Genomic DNA, 17,396 nt, shown 5'->3' on the forward strand with positions numbered 1-17,396 from the left:
CACCGGTGTCTTCATCCGGGGACGGTTAGGACTCAGGCGTTGCGCGCGTCTTGTCCTTCGCAGAGGGGATCTCTGAGCGCGCCAGGTCAATTCCGTGTCGTGTCGGGCGCCCGTGTCTTCAGCGTCCCGGTGGGAGCAACATTGTTTGCCACGTCTTCTCCTTCAGTGCACCTTGGGCCAAGTCGGACTGCGTGTATTGATGCCCGTCGGGTCCGGTGTAGACGCCGGTGGTCGGGTCGTACTCAGCGGCGGCTATCGGGGCAGTCGGCCCGGGCGGCCCCGCCGCCGTTGTCGAAACCGGTGGCAACTGCGGGATGTCTTGGCCTGACGCGGTGGCGTTGGGGTCGCCCTTCCAATTGTGGCCGTCGTTGAGAGGCACGAATTGCTCGTCGCTTTCGCACAGCTTCACGGTGGCTGCCCGCTTTCCGGGCACGGTTTCACATGGGATGTTTCGGGCGCCGCGCACGTTGAGTGGTGAGTCCTGCGGGACTCTGCAGTATAAGTGGCCGGCCGGGAGATCCGGAGCATCCTCGAAGGTGGGCGCGCGTTTCTGTTGGGTGGGCAGATACCCAGTGGTGCATGGCGGCGGCTGATTGAGATTGAGGTTGAGGTTGATGAAGAATCCCTTGTAGGCCTGTTTGGTGTTGACATTCGCCGCGATGGCGGCCTGGTGATTGGCGACGAGTTGAGGCACCAGCACCAGGATTTGTTCGATGCCGTTTTGGTACGTAAGAGCGACCTGTCCAACGCTTACCAGGTTGGCCAGCAGAATCGGCAAGGTGGGCTGCAGCCGATCGACTAGCTGGCGTGCCTGTTCCAGGGCGGGGCCGGCATTGTCCATCACCCCGGCGACGGCGGCATCGCGGGCCTGGAGTTCGCTTGTTACGGTCGCAACGTGGGTCGCCCACGCCTTGATCTCGTCGGTAGTAGCGGTTTGCGAGTCGAGGACCGGCTGAGATTGGTCGATCAGTGCGACGAGAGGATCGAGGTTCTTGCGCGTCCCAATGGCAAGGTCTGCGGAATTCTTGACTATGCGTGAGAGTTCCGGGCCTAGTCCGCCGACGGCTGTGTAGGACTCGTCGACAACCGTCTTCAGGCTGTCGTGAGGCAGTGCCTGCAGCGCCGTGTTGGTCGCGGCGAGTAGGGCGTTAATGTCAGGCGGAACGGAGGTGTCGGTCGCTGCGATTACGTCGCCGTCTTTCAGTGGCGATGCTGTGCCGTTGCGTGGCAGCAACTCGATGTACTGTTCGCCGATGGCCGTTTGGCTGTGTACCTCGGCGGTGAGATCCGATGGGATGGCGATGTCGGAGTTCAGCGATAACACCGCTTTGACGCCGGTGTCGGTCAAGACGACGGACTGCACTTTGCCCACCTCGGTACCGCGGTATGTGACGTTCGCCCTGACGTAAAGCCCGGCTGCTCTTGGCAGTTCGACGTTCACGGTGTAGGAACCTATGCCGAACAACAGTGCCGGTAGTTTCATGAAGGTTAAGGCCGTGTACGTCCCGGCGACCAGCGTGAGCGTAGCGAGGATGGCCAACTGGGTCTTGATCCGTCTGTGCAACATTTACCGCCCCTGATCCGTGTGGTATGGCACCGTGAGCGGATTGCCTGCGGTGTACGGACTAGGGAACTGCCCAATGGTGCGGCCCCATTGCAGCTCCAACTCGGTGAGTGAGCCCTCGAACCGGGTGCCGGTGAGCAATCCACTGTCGATGCGGCTAAGGGTGAGGTCGACGATCATTGTCAGGTTGGCGGAGTCGCCGCGTTGGACATTTTCGAGCGGTTCGTTCGCGTAGGGGAATGTGGTCATGAAACTGAGCCAGCGCGTCATGCTGGGTCCGGCGTTGGCGAACGACTCCAGTACCGGCCCGATTCCCTCGAGGATTCGGACCAGGTTTTGTTTCGTTTGGTCGACCGTGTCAACTGTCAAGGCACTGAATTGGCCCAGCCGGTCGGCCGCCTCTACGAGGTTGTCTCGTTCTCCGTTCAGCACGGCGAGTGCTTCAGGGAGGGTCTTGATCGCGCGATCGAGGACGGGTTGCTGCGCTGCGAATTTGCCGACCAGCCGGTTTAGGCTATCGGAGGCCGCGATGATGTCGTCGCTTTGCTCGTTGAGGTGGCCCGTGAATGTGTCCAGCTGACCGATAAGGCTCCGAACGTCTTGCTCACGTCCGCCAAACGCCGTGCTAAAAGCCTCGGTGATGTCTTGTATCTGACCGATCCCGCCCCCGTTGAGCACTGTTGACAACGCCGCCAACGTCTGCTCTGTACTCGGGTAGGCGCCGGCACTCGACAATGGGATCAACGAACCGGCGCTTAGCTGGCCACGCGCTGCGGCATCCTGGGGTGGCGCGAGCTCGATATGCAACGAACCCAGCAAACTGGTCTGGCCGAGTTTGGCGGTCGCATTGGCAGGCAGATGAACATCACCGTTCAGACGCATAGTCACCAGTGCGTGCCAGCCTTGCTGTTCGATGTTCGTGACTGTGCCGACGGTGACGTCCCCGACCCGCACCCGCGAGTTCGATTGGAGGTTGTCGACGTCGGGCAATTGCACCTGAATCGTGAAGGAGCCCGGGCCGCGCCCCTCTGTCCCGGGCAGGGGCAGGGAATTTAGCCCGCGCCAGCTGCAGCCTGAGACTCCAGCTGCTACGACGATCGCGATCAAACTCGCTCCCGCAGCTCTCCAGCTGCTGAGTCTCACGAGCCAGCTCCTAAGGGTACCATCATGCCTGGTAGACCTGCCTCAGGGTTGGTGTAGATCGGCACGGCCGCCAGCGGGTCCGTGGGGGCCGGGTCGGCCGTGAGAGCCTCGGCTGCCAGCGGCGCATCAGTCGGCGGCACATAGTCGGGTCGCAGCCGGTCCTCGCTGTAGGTGACCTCGTTGGGCCTCGCCTGTGCCCCGACCGACAAGTTCACGCCCAGTGGAGGAAAGTTGTACTGACGGTTCTTCACAATCGGCGCCAAATATTGCACACACAACTTCGACGATTGCTCGCCTCCCAAGCGGGAGGCGGCCTGCACGGCCCCGCAGAGGAACGCAACTGGATCGGCAAAGTTGTTGACGGCCAGGACTCCGCTTAGACCACCCATGGCTGGCTTGAAGATGTTGACGAAGTTCGACAGGCCCGTGGGGGTGATGTGTAGCGTCTGTTTGATGTCGTCAAGGCTTTCATTGAGCGCGGTAGTAATCGACGCCAGTTTGTCTGACGCTGTGCCTAGCGGTTCGCGGTTCTCGGCCGCGAAGCTCTGAACGTCAGCGATGACCGCGTTGAGGTCCTCGATAGTCTGACCCACCTTCGCCGGATTATCGGCCAGTAGTGCTGACACCGCAGCCAGGTTTTGATTCAATTCTCGGAGCAAGTCTGTGCTGCCGTGCAGCGCTGATACGAGTGCTGCCAGGTTTCGCAGTGTGGCAAAGATGTCTTCGCTGTGATCGCCCAGCGCGGACAACGTCTGCGACAGGTTGATGATCGTCTCGCGGATCGTCGAGCCTTGGCCGCGAAGGTTGTCCGCGGTGGTATTGATGAGCGAACCCAGCGTGCTTACACCACCCGGCTCCGTGGGTCGCAACAACTCGGTTAGGCGTTCCAGCTGAACCCGCAGGTCATCCCATTCGACTGGCACGACGGTCCGGCCCTGCGGAATGATCGCACCGTTCTGCATCGTGGGGCCGCCGGCGTAAGGCGGCGTCAGCTGGATGAATCGCCCCGTTACAAGCTGCGGTGACAGTATCGCGGCAGTTGCGTTGGCGGGGACACTGTATTTGCGTTCGAAGGAGAATGTGATCTTGGCCCGCTGGGGCTGCGGTTCAATCTTGTCGATGGTTCCGACTGGCACGCCGCGGATGCGCACATCGTCGCCCGGAAAGATTCCGGTGCTGTTGTCGAAGTAGGCGACCACCGTTGTTCGATCAGCCCGAGTAATGGCGCCTGTGGCGACGAACAGTCCGGCAACGAGAATCAGCACCAGGCAGGTCGCGAGGACCATCCGCGGGCGCCTAAACTTCCTCATTCTCACGGTTGGCCTCCCGGCTGACTCGGCGGCGCCTCCCCTGGGGCCGGCACGTAGACCTGAGCGGGTGTCGGCTCGGGGATGGACTGCAGTCCCGGCGGCGAGAAGCCGGGCGGCCCCGGTGGCGGACCGCCGGCAGGCGGTGCTGGCGGCGGCTCCTTGTAGGGGTAGCGCGGATCGCCTGGTTTGCCGGTGATCGCATCGGGCAGGTTTAGCGCTGGCTCTCCTCCCTGACCGGTCCGCGGATAGGGTACCGGCAACGCTGGGGTTCCGGGCTGACCGGTCTGTGGGTCGGACAACTGGGACGGCAGCAGCGTAGCGGGGTCCAGCCCCAAGTCGGAGAACGCGGCATCGACGAACGGTTGGACGAACTGCCCCGGCAGAAGATTCGCCACGTAGACCTTGAAAAAGGGTCCACCCGCGATTGTCTCGTTCAGCTGCATGACGTAGCGATTGAGACCTTTGATGGCTGCTTGCACCTCCTCTTTGCGGTTGTCGATGATTGCGAGAACCCCGTTCAGCTTGTCGAGAGCCGGCTTCAACTGCTGTCGGTTGTCGGCGATGAATCCCTTTAGTTGTTGCGACACTGCCGAAACATTGCCCCAGACCTGGTCCAATGCCGCGCTTTGGGTACGCAGTTGTGCCAGCAGAGCGTTCGTGTCCTTCACTAGGCTGACAATCTGATCAGTGCGGTTGGCCAGCACTCCCGTTGCCTTGGCCGCGTTGTCGAGCAGGTTGCGAAGGTGAGCGTCTCGGTCGTTCAGCGTTTGCGAAAATCGGGACAGCCCGCGTACCGCGCGCTGTAGATCCGGTGCGGTGGTAGAAAAGGTCTGCGCTACGGTGGCCAGCGAGTCGCTCAGCTGATTGGTGTTGAGCCCACCGATCGTGGTCGCCAAGTCGCCGAGTGCGTCGGGCAGTTGATAAGGCGACGTCGTTTGGTCAAGGGGGATGGCGCTCATGAGTTGGACCTCGCCCCGGGGCGTGATGTCAAGCACCTTGGCGCCCAACAGGCTTTCCGTTTTGATTGCCGCTTCGGTGTGGTCCCCGAGGTGAATGTCTTCGGGGACCTTGAACGTTACGAGCACTCCAGGGCCCTCGAGTGCGATGCTGGACACCTTTCCCACCGGATAACCAGAAACTTCGACGGTGGCATCGGGGCGCAGTCCGCCCGCGTCGGCGAAATATGCTGAATAGGTGGCTCCCCGGTTGAAGAACGGCAAGTTTTGATACTGCAGTGCGGCCACCGTAATGGCGACAGCTGCCCCGGCGCCGGCGGCGCCGATGATCAACGGGTTGCGTTGTGAGAAGGGTTTCATTTTGGTGCACACCGTCCCGAGCTTTGGCCGGCAACCTTGACATACACGGGCTGGCCCCCTTTCCCATTGAGCTTCAATACGACATTGCAGAGGTAGAAGCTGAAGTAATCGCCGTAGATCCCTTGGCGACCCATCGCTCGGTATTTGTCTGGCAGCGTTTTGAGCAGATTGTCTAAGTAGTCGCGGTCTGCATCGGCGATGCCCGCGGCCCGGTCGGTCTCATGGACCACTTTCTTGAATGGTTCTCGAGCCTGTACGAGCAGGTCGGCGACGGAGTTCGTTGCGGCGTTTGTATAGGCAATCGTGTTGGAGATGTCGACTTTACGATCAGACAGTCCTTGGATTAGCTCTGAGAGCGACATCACCGCCTTGTCGAGTTGGTCGCTTTGGCTGCCCAACGTTCCCAGCACCACGCTGAGGTTGTCGATGACTTGTCCGATCAGGAGATCGCGGTCGGCCAACGTATTGGTCAGTGCCGCGGCCTGGTCCAGGAATGATCCGATGGTCGGGCCTTGGCCCTGGAACGCCTGTATCAACTGACCGCTCAGCGTATTGACCTGCTCCGGATTCAGCGCGCGAAAAAGGGGCCGGAAACCGCCTATCAGCGCATCCAGATCTAGCGCGGGTTTGGTGCGGACAAGTGGAATGGTCTGGCCGTGGCCCAGCACCTTTCCCCCCCCTGCGCCTTCTACGAGAGCTAGGTAGCGGTCACCAAAGGCGTTGTCGTAACGGATCGCGGCCCCTGATCCCTCGGTGAGGATGACCGAATCAGCGGCAGAGAACGCAACGCGCACGGTCGCATCAGGGTTGATCGAGATGTCCTGCACTTTCCCAACTTCCACCCCGGCTACTCGAACGGTATTACCGATTTTCAGACCCGAAACGTTGGTGAACTCAGCGCTGTACGTCGCACCCTCATTGAAGCGAGCCTGACCATAGATTGTCAGCAACGCGAATGCGCCTAGCACCGTGACCGTCAAAAAGATTGCGACGCGCCAAGCAGCGCCTCTCAGGTCGTATGTCATGGTTTGTCTCCCCAGATCTGTCGATCGTCAAGGGTCATGGTGGAGGTTGCGGACCCGGACTGGGCTCGGCTGCCAGCTGATCAGAGATAGTCGATGACGGGGCGGGCTGGGCGGGCGGTATGCCGGGCCACAACGGCACCCCGTCGGGCCCGTACAGTGGAGCGCCATAAGGGGGTGCCCCGGGATAGGGGATCGGTCCTGGCGCCGGACCGGGAAGGCACTGTCGGATGCTGGGCGGCTTCGGTACGGCGCGGGTCACCGGCAAGTAGTCCGCATAGCACGGGTGCCCGATCCCAGGATTGGGCCGGATGTCCAGGCCGGTTCCCCAACCGGTGTCGGTGACCAGTTGGCGCACCGGGAAGTTCTTGGTGACGTCCGGCAGTGATCCGCATCCCGGTTTTCCTCCGGGTCCTCCCTTGGCAGCGACAACGGGAAGGTTGTCGGGGTAGATGTAAGGGTCGTTACCCAGCGACAGTCCGAAGTCGAGCTGGATGGTGCTGCCGTCGGCTCCCCCCCAAGCGTCACGACCTCCATGGTCCAGATACCACTGAGCGCCCTGCATGAAGCACGTGTACACCGGGTTGTACTTGAGGAGCAGGTTGGTCGTCGGCTCGAGAGTGTTGACTGCTGTGATGAGACTGTCCTTGCTCGTGGCTAGAAGATTCGCACCAGCTTCAGAGAAGCCGATGGCGTTGAGCAGTAAGGTGTCCAGCTCGGTCGAATGATTAACGATGGTTTCGCTAGTCGTGCTGGCAGTATCGAGGACGGTGAGAATGTCTTGCGCGGCCGAATCATAGGTGTTGCCGAAGTCTTTCAGTGAGCGCAAGTTCTGATGGATGGTGTCGCTGCGCTCGTTGAGTGCTAACAGCACCTGATTGAGGTCAGTAGCTGCCTCGCCGATCCGCGCGCCTTGTCCGCGCACGGCATCGGCCACCGCGGTCAACACGCCGTTGAGCTTGACGGGGTCCACCATATTCAGCAGGTCGACCACGTTCTGAAAAACGGTGTTGACCTCCGTGCTGACATTCTTCGAGTGCAGCACCGCACCGGACTTCAGCCGTTCCGCAATCGGATCCTGCGGGTACACCAATTCAACGAACTTCTTACCGAATACCGTGGTGGCCTTGATCTCTGCCTGCACGTTTGCCGGGATGTGTCGAATCTGATCAGGATCGATCTCAAGCCTCAAACTGGCACCGTTCTGGCTTCCGTTGATCTGACTGACCCGTCCTACTTGGACGTCGCGTAACTGGACCTTGGCGCCGGGCTCCAGCACCAGCCCCGCTCGATCTGATGTCAATGTCACCGGTACGGAAGACTTGTACGCGCCGACGAAGAACACTCCTGTCGTAAACACAAACGCGCCGATTACCACTAGGAGGACCAGCGTCAACCACGCGGAATGGATGCGGCGTTCTCTTTCGCGGTTCATCTCTTCAGCCGCCGGCCAAGTGAATATTGCCGGACTGCCCGTAGATTGCAAGCGTAAGCAACACAAGCACGGTGCCCGAAACCACCAACGAGCTACGGACGGACCGGCCCACGGCCTCACCAACTCCGGAGGGCCCACCGGCAGCGTTGAACCCGTAGAAAGTGTGCAACAGCATGACGATAACCGTGAGCGCGACCGACTCAATAAAGGACCAGATCACGTCGGTGGGATTGAGAAACGTGTGGAAGTAGTGGTCATATACACCGGCGGCCTGGCCATAGATCACCGTGGTCGTGACGCGGGCGGCGAAGAACCCCATTATTGCCGCCACGCAAAACAGCGGAATCACCACGACCGTCCCGGCGATGACCCGGGTGGACGCCAAATACGCAATGCTGCGTATGCCCATCGCCTCGAGTGCGTCGATTTCCTCGTTGATTCGCATCGCCCCCAACTGAGCAGTGGCGCCAGCACCGATGGTCGCCGACAACGCGACCGCGGCGGTTCCCGGCACGATGAAGCGGATGTTGACAATCCCCCCCGCGAGCCCGGTCAACGCCTCAACACCGATCGACGCAAATTGGTTATATCCCTGCACGCCCACGAGGGATCCCGTCGCGCCCAGGAGGAGAACGAAGACCCCGACAGCTCCTCCGATGACAGCCAGCGCCCCGGAGCCCATTCCCATCTGTGCGATCACTCGCATTGTCTCGGTCGGGTACTGCCGGGCAGCGACTGGAACAAGTCGAATTGCCGTCAAGTAGAAGCGCATCTGCTCGCCGAGCCGATTCCACTCGCCGACAACGTTTTCGGTCATTCGCCGAGACCGCAGGAAGTATGCGCTCGGATGGATGGTTGCAGGCTTCAGCGCTGTCATGAGGCGGTCACGACACGGTTATCTGGATACCGACCGCGGTCACGATCGTATTGATCGCGAACAAGGCCACGAACGAGAACACCACGGTCTCGTTGACGGCGGTGCCGACGCCAGCTGGACCGCCGCCAGCGGTGACACCCTTGTAGCAGCCGATCAAGCCAGCCGTGAGCCCGAAAAACATTGATTTGACCATCGAGACGACGACGTCACCCGTGCCGGTCAGCAACGTCAGGTGGTCAACGAAGGCTCCCGCCGACACGTTCTGGACGAACACAGAGAAAGCGAAGGTGACGATCAGACCGAAGATGATCACCGAGGAGCCCAGCGCCAATGCCACTGTCGTTGCCGCGGCCACCCGGGGAAGGACTAGCGTCCGAATGGGATCGATGCCCATAACCCGCAGCGCGTCGAGTTCTTCTCGGATATTCCGCGCGCCCAGATCTGCGCAGATTGCGGTGGCGGCGGCGCCAGAGATTACCAATACTGTGCCGACAGGGCCGATTTGGCTGACAACAGCTATCGAGGCGCCAGTGCCGGAGAAATCTGCAGCACCAATTTCTGTCAACAACGAATTAATGGTGAACGTCAGGAGAACCGCGTAGGGAATCGTCAGCACCAACGCAGCGAGAGTCGATACTCGCGCTATGAACCACGTCTGCACAACGTATTCGCGCCAGGCGAACGGCGGCTGTAGCACCGCCAGCAAGGTGTCCAGCGACATTGCGAAGAAACCGCCCAGCGCGCGGATCGGCTTAGTGGCTGGGTGCGTCGTAGTCAGCAAAGCTTTGTCCACCCGCGGTCGTGGCTGCCAAGCATGACCGCATCGATGACTCGTCTCAGGCGGCGACCAATGTCACAGGGGTGGGCCCTTCTGATCATCGGTGATTTCATCCAGTCCTCAATCACTATCGGGCGTGCATACAGCGTTTGCTGAAACACCTCTGGCCAGATCGATCGTGTCTGACCGTGGGGCTTCGGTCTATCCAGAAACCGCGTGTTGTCGTCCTATATGCGCGACTGAAGTGAGCCAAGGGATCCATCTGTCACCGTGCAACTGCACGACCGCCTGGATGCGTTGTCGTGCGCCAAGTTCCGAGTAGACGTGCGCTGGCCGGCGCGGGCGGATGGCCCGATCCCCGGGAGGGACTGCCCCCGAACTTCAGTTGACCGCGGGTATGAATATCAGGCCGCGGTCGCGACCGGGTGTGGAGCAGATCGGACTCTATCGGGATGAGCTTGCCCAGAGCACGCTGTCGGCGCCGTCGTTGGTAGGTGCGCTCAATCCGGGTCACCATGCGCGAGGCGAAGATGGGCCGGGGTAGACCCCGTTGTCAGCCAAGGACGTTGCGTTGCCGGAGCGCGAAGAACGCTTCCATGCCGAGTTGACGACACTCCAGCGCGGCCCATCGATCTGGTCGGCTCGGTTGAATTCTGAGCAGCCTGCTCCGGGGTGGTTCCATGAGTCGATGCAACACAAGCGAAGTCTGTGGAGGTTGGTGTGACGTCGTCTCGTCGTGTTCGCAAACGTCCCGGTCGACGGCGCAGTCGGCCAAACGCCAGCAGTTCATGAAGCTCTTGGCGCAAGGTTCGACGCTCGCGGCGACACGCCGGGAAGTTGGTGTCAGTCGTTCGACTGGCCCACAGCTCGCGCAACGCCATGCGGTGCGCCTCAAGGACGGCAATGCGGTTCGTGCCCCCTGGAGCCCTTGACTACCCGGGTGAATCGCGTCGCGGTTTCTCTCCGGGGACGAACGGACCGAGATCGCCGATCGACGCCATACCGGAGAGACGATCCAAGCCATCGCCACCGCGATCGGACGCTCACCGTCGACGGCGAACCACGAACTACGAACTACGCCGCAACGTCACCGGGCAGGGCGGCGCCACCTTTCGAAGCCCATCGTGCCGCCACAGTACGCCTCCGACGACGGGGTCACTAAACTCGTGGCACATCCGGAACTACTCGCAGGAGTCAAAGAGCTTCTGGCGCAACGATGGCCCATCCAAGACTAGTCGAGCACTGCGCCGCAAGTTCGTCGACCTGACCGACTGGCACCTTGCTGCAGAGACCCATCTGCCAAGAGCTCTACCGGCCCAAGGGCCTGCTACTGCGCTGCCCTGCCCCGCCCCCCGCTGAGCACTGGCCGCGATCACCGCCGCGCTCACATGCGATCACCTGGCGTCGGCGACGTTTCGCGAACCCATCCTCAGCGTGCGCCAGCGTCCGTTCGCTCGAGAGGACCGTTCAGAGGCCGCGCAATGGGAAGGGGACGTCGTCGTCGGCCCCAGCAACGCACGGCGATTGGCAGCGCTCGTCGAGCGGCACACCCGCTTCGTGACTCGTACATCTACCGCCCCGATTCGTTTCAGCTGCGCGACGGACTATTGCGCGAGTTGGCCGGCCGGCCCGCCAAACTATTGCAGTCAATCATCTGGGATCAGGGCAGCGGGATGGCCGCCATCTCGACATCACTGCTGCTATCGGGGCGAAGGTGTACTTCTGCGACGCCGGTAGTCCCGTGGCGGCGGGACTCCGATGAGAGCACCAATAAGACTCTGCCGCAATATTTCCCGAAAAGCATTGATTTGTCGCGGTACACGCGTGTTGATCTTCTACGGGTCGAACTCCAACTCGACCACGGACCATGAGCTATCCTCGACGATCGCACCCCCACCGATATTTTCACACGGTTGCTAACCCCGAAAACGGTATCCGTGTTGTAATGACCGCTGTAAACATTCCTGGAACAGACCTGCTCACTTTTCGACCGGAGCGACAGATCTGCGTAAACCGTTGTGCAACAGCGCATGGATAAACATCTGTGACCGAGATTGACCAGGTTTAACCGGTGGACGCAACGCCTCAACGATGGACGTGCTTTCGATGGGGCAACCACCGGTACAAGATCCCGATCAGAAGAAACCAGCCCACAGAAGAGCGAGTCAGTCCATGGATCGAGGTTTCGACCTGTTTGAACCTGATCACGGCCGCTTGCACCACTTCCCAACAGACTCCCGGGCTGACGACAACCTCAGGAAGTCCTCCGCTAGCTAGGCTAAGAACCGGTCGATTGTCTTGATGATCTGGTAGGCGACTCGCAGTGTCGGCACATCAATGGACAGTTCTTCAGCGGCGGCGAGGTACGGCCCCAACATGAAGTCGACCTCAGTCTTACGTCGTCGCAATACATCCTCGTACATCGAGGGATAGCCGGTGCTTCCCTGTTCGCGCATCACTTTGCCCTGCCCGATGACGAATTCGATCGCCTCAGCAGTCGGGAGGGTGTCGAGTTCCTTAAGGCGCGATAGAGGTGCAAAGAAGTTCATCGGCTCGTACCCTTTTGCCCGGTAGACCGCGAGGAGGTCTTTCGCCAGCCCGACGAAGTACATCGCTCCCTCGCGCACCTCCATCCCCTCGAAGACCGAGGCGCCTCGGACTGCGCCCAGCGCCGTGACCGACCACGCTGCCGCCAGTGCGATCTGGGCCAATTTTTCCCACTCGACCTGTTCGATGTTGGTCACAGCCACTGCAGGAAGGCCCGCATCGGTGAAGGCAGCCGTTATCGCATCAACGCGAGCACTGGATGATCCGTCGAGTTCGCCGAAGTACGCGGTCACCTTGGCTGTAAGGTGGTTTCGCACGAAACCTGGTTCGAGCAAGGTGCCGCCCTCGATGGTGGAGGCTCCGATCACTCGGTCGGGCCCAATCCACCCGGCGAGCGCCGCGTCCTTCTCGACGGTGTTCTGCACTGACAACGCGCTGCTTACGACATCGCGCAAGGCGGCTGCGTCCGCTAAGGCCTGCGCAGTATCTTTGCCCTTCACCGCCAATACTAGGTAATCGAAGTGTCCAGAGGCCTTGGCCGCCTGGTCGACCGCCTTCAAGTTATCCTTTACGACTAGGTCGCCCCGACGGCCCGTGATCCGCAGGCCGTCGCGTGTGACGGCGTCGGTGTGTGCTGGTCTCCCGACCAGGGTGACATCCACACCAGTGTTTGCCAGATAGCCACCCAGGAGCGAACCGAGCCCGCCGGCACCCAAGATCACGACGCGCATCAAATGGCCCCAGCGGCCACTAGTTGCGCCTGCAGAACATCTCGCTCGAGATCGGACAGCCGTGCTTTGACGGGCGGCCGCACCGGTCCTGCACGCAGCCCCAACAGCTCGAACCACGCCTTCAAGTAGGGCATGGCCGCGACGTAGGAACCGGTGGCCGCGATGCGACCGATGAGCACCTCGTCGTACACCTGCCGGATCGAGTCCAGCTTTGCCGACACAGGCTGTGCCCCCGCCAGGTCATGAGCAAACGCAAGGTCAGTGTAGTGGTGCAGGTCCGGCCGCAACTTTCCATAGAGGATCAGGGAGAGCTCACCAAAAAGGACCCGCCCCTCGAAGAGTGCAGCGTCATGAGCCCAATAACGCTCATTCGGCTCGCTAATCACAAGACGGTCCCCGAAGCGGCGGCGTAGGGCGATGCTGTCGGTCCAGCTCAAGGTCCCATTCTTGACCCCGACGACGTTGGAGTGCTCGGCGATCCGAGCGACGGCGTCATGGCTGTACACGAAACTGGATACCGGCGTGCGATAGAGCACGAGTGCCAATCCAGTGGCGGGCGCTACAAAATCGAAGTACGCGACGACGTCGTCGTCGGTCTTGAGCTGCATCGACGGGTTCATGATCTCGGCTCCGGTGAAGCCGAGCGCCTCCACGAGGCGCATTTTCTCGATCGCCTGATAGGCCGACGACTCCAAAATGATCGTAAATAGGGGAAGGCGGCCGGCGGCGGCACTGGCGACGACCTCGTGGTAGCGCCGCCATTCGGCCAGAGTCATGTTCCATCCCTCGGCGAAGAACCCGCCGACGACGAGGCCGGTGCAGCCCATCTCCACAAATGCGTCGATGTTCTGTCGCAGCCCTTCTTCGTCCAGCTCGAACTCGTCGGTGAGGGGCGAAACGGGACACATGTAGAAGCCATTGAGTTTCTCGGTGGCCCATGCTCTGGCGTCGGACCCTAACGGTGTTGTACGGGTCATCTTGTTGGCAACTCCTTAAATGATCGCTGGACCTTTTGGAGAACTCAAGGTGGGACGGAATTGCTCTCCTCCGCTGAATGTTTAAAACGCTGTGCGTGGGCGCCGCTTCGTCAATCGAAGCCGTGGCCAACCATCGTGTCTATCCTTTTAGCGCTGGAGGGACTCCGATTCGCGCGTCGATGGCCGTAATGACTTGCGCGTCAACGACAACCGTGATTCGATGGGCGAGACGGGGTCAGTTTGAGAAGATGCCGACATCGCGCCCAACGTATGGGACCTTCTGTCGGTTCCGGTCGGATGTTGAGCAGTTTCTTCCGGAAACCGACAGTTCACATCGCGACGACTCTGTCCTTGTTGACAGCCTGGTGACGTGTGCGCAATTGGCAGCGATCAACTGAAGCTGGGGCGCCGGCGCCCTAAAAACTCGCTGGCAACCGGTCACAGCCTCAGGGCGAAACTAGCGCCCATGCCGTCCCATTCACTTGGCAACGGACCGCCGGACTCGCGATGAGTCCTGGGCGGTCATCCGCACTTGGCATCTGTCACGGACAGCATCGATGCAATCCCGCACCGTGGACTTCGCGCACTCGTCCAATGAAACGGCGACGCGCCTTCGATGGGTTTCGCGCCAAAGCTGCCCCGATCAGAACGATGGCTGACCATGATGTGCTGTTATCAAAGTGACCGACCGATGCCGCGCGCGGCGACCTGCAAGGCACCGTGCAGTCGACGACGGTCGCGCTTCAGGGTAGCCACCACCACGGCGATGGCGGCGACCACGGTGTCGTCGGAATGCCGGACCACCGGCACTGCCAGCGAACACGCGCCGAGGGACATCTCTTCCACGGTGGTGGCTACCGCCTCCCTGCGGACACGCTCCAGCTGCGCGGTCAGCACCGACGGTTGGATAACTGTGTACGGCGTGACCCGAGTCATACTGGCAAATACTGCCTCCTGGACGTCGGCGGGCGCGTGGGCCAGCAGCACCTTGCCGACTCCGGTGCAGTGCATCGGCAGCCTGCTACCGACCGTACTCACGATCGGAACCGACGCGCGGCCCATCGTCCGTACCAGATACAGCACCTCCTCCCCGTCCCGAATCGCGAGGTGCACGGTGGCGAGGGTGGCCGCGTACACGTCGTGCAAAAACGGCTCGGCGACCTGGCGCAGCCTGCCTTCCACAGGTGCCAGCAGACCAGCCTTCCAGAGCAACCGGCCCACCTCGTAGCGCCCGTCGCCGCGCCGGTGCAACGCCGACCCGGCCACCAGTTCGGCGGCCAGTCGGTGTGCGGTGGCGACCGGCAGTCCGGACCGGTCCGCGAGCTCGGAGAGGGTCAGGCTGCGGTGCCGCTCGTCGAAGGCCCCGACCACGGCCAGCAGACGCGATGCGACGCTAGCGCCCGGCGACGAAGTGTTACCTGCCAAGGCCGAGTCCTTTCCACTCAGTGGAACCATAGCGTTCACTTTGCCTGCAAGGAGTCCCTACCGTGTGAAGACCATGGCAGCAATCGACAACAATCCCGACAGTGCGGCTGCGAGTCAGCAGGCGATCAGCGCGGAGATCGGTGCGATCGAGTCGGAGTATGAACGCGCGGGTGCCGAGGAGACGCAGCCGCGGCTGAGCTACCCGCCGTACCGGAGTAGCCTGCTCCGTCATCCGACGCAGGAACTCCACCACGCCGACCCGGAGGGGGTCGAGCTGTGGACACCCAGCTTCTCCGAACGCGACGTGCATCCGTTCGAGGCCGACCTCACCATCCAGCACTCGGGCGAGCCCATCGGGGAACGGATGGTGGTGACCGGGCGGATCGTCGACGGGGACGGACGGCCGGTGCGCCGTCAGCTCGTCGAGATCTGGCAGGCCAACGCCGGCGGACGTTACATACACAAGCGCGACCAGCATCCGTCCGCGATCGACCCGAATTTTACCGGCGTCGGCCGGTGCCTGACCGACGACGACGGCAACTACCGCTTCACCACCATCAAGCCGGGCCCCTACCCGTGGAAGAACCACCGCAACGCGTGGCGGCCCGCGCACATCCACTTTTCGCTGTTTGGAACGGAATTCACGCAGCGAACGATCACTCAGATGTACTTTCCCGGTGATCCGCTGCTCAGTCTCGACCCGATCTACCAGGCGATCACGGATCAGAAGGCGCGAGATCGGTTGGTGGCCAGCTACGACCACAACTTGACTACCCACGAGTGGGCCACCGGATACCGGTGGGACATCGTGCTCAGCGGCGCGGCACGCACCCCGATCGAGAACCCCGACCACGGAACCGAACACTGATGAGCACGCCGCTGACCGCCACCCCTGCACAGACCATCGGCCCGTTCTTCGGTTACGCCCTGCCGTTCGACCGGTGCAACGAACTGGTTCCGCTCGGTTCCCCGGGAGCCATCCAGCTGCATGGCATCGTCGCCGACGGTGACGGCAGCGGAGTTCCCGATGCGCTGCTGGAGATCTGGCAGGCCGACGCCGACGGCACGGTCCCGGATGCGGCAGGCTCACTGCACCGGGACGGCTGGACCTTCACCGGGTGGGGCCGTGCCGGCACCGATGATGCCGGAAGGTACAGCTTCTCCACCATCATCCCCGGCGCTGTCGATCCCGGTGCGGCGCCGTTCATCCTGATCACTGTCTTCGCCCGTGGTCTCCTCAACCGGCTGTTCACCCGTGCCTACATTCCCGACGAGCTCCTCTCGCAGGATCCGCTGGTGACCTCCCTGGCACCCGAGCGGAGCGACACTCTCATCGCCGTTCATGACGACACCGGGCTGCGCTTCGACATCCAACTGCAGGACACCCCCGGCAAACCGGAGACGGTCTTCCTGCGCTACCCGGGGCATCAGCGATGACCGACAGCAGGTGCAAACCTCAAGTGCAATTGCGCCGCCTCTGCGGTCACCGCAGCGAGTCCCATCGGCGCGGCGAAATATCAACGATCGCCAGAACTGGGCCCATAAAGGGCAAGTTGAGCTTGACCAGGGGTCACTGGTCAGACACCCAGAGTCTTGCTGAATTTTTGAACCCATACCGAAAGGAGCCGGATCGATGACCTTATACCGTAACGAGTTAGACGAATTCGCCAAGACCCTGGCGCGAGCAGAAGGCCGCGAGAGCCAGCACGTCGCGGAAGAGAACCTCGTCGTTAGCTCCGCCGACGCGCACTGGATCCAGACCGGAAGCCCCTCTCAAATTGGGATGCTCCTGCGTATACCCGCCCGCTCCATTGAGTTCTTCCTGCAGAAGATCCCCGCGGGCGAGAGCAGTGACCTTCATCGACACGTACATGAGTCGGTCCACTTCGTGCAACATGGCTCGGGCTGGTCGGAGATTGGCGATCAACGTGTACGTTGGAGCGCTGGCAGCTTCATTTACACACCGCCGTGGATTTGGCATCGCCACTATGCCGACGACGGCCTCGACGTGGAGATGATCGTCATCGAGAACTCCCGGCTAATGGCTGCAGTAGACGCGAACCAAAGGGAGAGCAAGGGCAACGTAAGCTTCGCTGAGGCCTTTGGCGTCGCTGGCGATGGCACCACCGGGCGCTAGTGGTTAATCATTTTGATCAACTTCCGTTCACGTGGTGGATGCAACAACCTCTGGCTGAGGGTTGAGATGGGGCTGTCGGAGTTCGCGCGTGTGGAGCGCCGGTTTTGGGAACTGATTCGAGATGGGCTGTCGCC

General features: G+C 61.6%; 15 protein-coding genes and 1 pseudogene. 4 read left to right on the top strand and 12 right to left on the bottom strand.

The window, feature by feature from the left end; genetic code table 11:
- Window positions 1-118 precede the first annotated feature (118 nt).
- The 9 genes and pseudogenes from RCP80_RS25405 to RCP80_RS25445 form a co-directional block, all read right to left on the bottom strand.
- Window positions 119-1,567, bottom strand: coding sequence for an MCE family protein (locus RCP80_RS25405; protein WP_308480323.1), 1,449 nt, complete (start codon window positions 1,565-1,567; stop codon window positions 119-121).
- Window positions 1,568-2,671, bottom strand: a complete 1,104-nt coding sequence (locus RCP80_RS25410; RefSeq protein ID WP_308480324.1) for an MCE family protein — start codon at window positions 2,669-2,671, stop codon at window positions 1,568-1,570.
- Window positions 2,672-2,703: 32 nt separating this feature from the next.
- On the bottom strand, window positions 2,704-4,017 hold the full coding sequence (locus tag RCP80_RS25415) for a virulence factor Mce family protein (protein WP_308483017.1): 1,314 nt from the start codon (window positions 4,015-4,017) through the stop codon (window positions 2,704-2,706).
- 2 nt (window positions 4,018-4,019) lie between these two features.
- Window positions 4,020-5,333, bottom strand: coding sequence for an MCE family protein (locus RCP80_RS25420; protein ID WP_308483018.1), 1,314 nt, complete (start codon window positions 5,331-5,333; stop codon window positions 4,020-4,022).
- Complete coding sequence (locus RCP80_RS25425; protein WP_308480325.1) at window positions 5,330-6,358, bottom strand: MCE family protein; 1,029 nt, start codon at window positions 6,356-6,358, stop codon at window positions 5,330-5,332. Before RCP80_RS25425 ends, RCP80_RS25420 begins: the two co-directional genes overlap by 4 nt.
- A 34-nt stretch (window positions 6,359-6,392) precedes the next feature.
- Window positions 6,393-7,790 (bottom strand): MCE family protein, encoded by a 1,398-nt coding sequence (locus RCP80_RS25430; protein ID WP_308480326.1) that lies wholly within the window; start codon window positions 7,788-7,790, stop codon window positions 6,393-6,395.
- Window positions 7,791-7,794: 4 nt separating this feature from the next.
- Entirely contained in the window at window positions 7,795-8,667 is an 873-nt protein-coding gene (locus tag RCP80_RS25435; RefSeq protein ID WP_373693412.1) for an ABC transporter permease, read from the bottom strand.
- Window positions 8,668-8,674: 7 nt separating this feature from the next.
- Window positions 8,675-9,388 carry an MlaE family ABC transporter permease gene (locus RCP80_RS25440; protein ID WP_308483019.1) on the bottom strand — a complete coding sequence of 238 codons (714 nt, stop codon included), beginning with the start codon at window positions 9,386-9,388 and terminating at the stop codon, window positions 8,675-8,677.
- Window positions 9,389-9,849: 461 nt separating this feature from the next.
- Window positions 9,850-10,043: pseudogene (locus RCP80_RS25445) on the bottom strand (IS3 family transposase); the annotation flags it as partial.
- 346 nt (window positions 10,044-10,389) lie between these two features.
- On the opposite strand from RCP80_RS25445, the gene RCP80_RS26025 reads away from it, so the two are divergent.
- Complete coding sequence (locus tag RCP80_RS26025) at window positions 10,390-10,680, top strand: helix-turn-helix domain-containing protein (RefSeq protein WP_373693560.1); 291 nt, start codon at window positions 10,390-10,392, stop codon at window positions 10,678-10,680.
- A gap of 1,038 nt (window positions 10,681-11,718) precedes the next feature.
- On the opposite strand, the gene RCP80_RS25450 is transcribed toward RCP80_RS26025, so the two are convergent.
- From RCP80_RS25450 to RCP80_RS25460, 3 genes are all read right to left on the bottom strand, one after another.
- Complete coding sequence (locus RCP80_RS25450; protein WP_308480328.1) at window positions 11,719-12,723, bottom strand: ketopantoate reductase family protein; 1,005 nt, start codon at window positions 12,721-12,723, stop codon at window positions 11,719-11,721.
- Window positions 12,723-13,700 carry a dihydrodipicolinate synthase family protein gene (locus RCP80_RS25455; RefSeq protein WP_308480329.1) on the bottom strand — a complete coding sequence of 326 codons (978 nt, stop codon included), beginning with the start codon at window positions 13,698-13,700 and terminating at the stop codon, window positions 12,723-12,725. Before RCP80_RS25455 ends, RCP80_RS25450 begins: the two co-directional genes overlap by 1 nt.
- Window positions 13,701-14,375: 675 nt before the next feature.
- Window positions 14,376-15,125 carry an IclR family transcriptional regulator gene (locus tag RCP80_RS25460; protein WP_308480330.1) on the bottom strand — a complete coding sequence of 250 codons (750 nt, stop codon included), beginning with the start codon at window positions 15,123-15,125 and terminating at the stop codon, window positions 14,376-14,378.
- Between the two features lie 73 nt (window positions 15,126-15,198).
- Between RCP80_RS25460 and pcaH the strand changes: the two genes are divergently transcribed.
- From pcaH to RCP80_RS25475, 3 genes are all read left to right on the top strand, one after another.
- Window positions 15,199-15,993 (top strand): protocatechuate 3,4-dioxygenase subunit beta, encoded by a 795-nt coding sequence (gene pcaH, locus RCP80_RS25465; protein ID WP_308480331.1) that lies wholly within the window; start codon window positions 15,199-15,201, stop codon window positions 15,991-15,993.
- Complete coding sequence (gene pcaG / locus RCP80_RS25470; protein WP_308480332.1) at window positions 15,993-16,562, top strand: protocatechuate 3,4-dioxygenase subunit alpha; 570 nt, start codon at window positions 15,993-15,995, stop codon at window positions 16,560-16,562. The genes pcaH and pcaG overlap by 1 nt, the downstream gene beginning before the upstream one ends.
- Window positions 16,563-16,758: 196 nt before the next feature.
- A complete protein-coding gene (locus tag RCP80_RS25475) occupies window positions 16,759-17,262 on the top strand; it encodes a cupin domain-containing protein (RefSeq protein ID WP_308480333.1) in 504 nt (167 codons plus the stop codon).
- Window positions 17,263-17,396 lie beyond the last annotated feature (134 nt).

Origin of the sequence: Mycolicibacterium sp. MU0053 (assembly GCF_963378095.1) — a bacterium.
GTDB lineage: Bacteria > Actinomycetota > Actinomycetes > Mycobacteriales > Mycobacteriaceae > Mycobacterium > Mycobacterium burgundiense.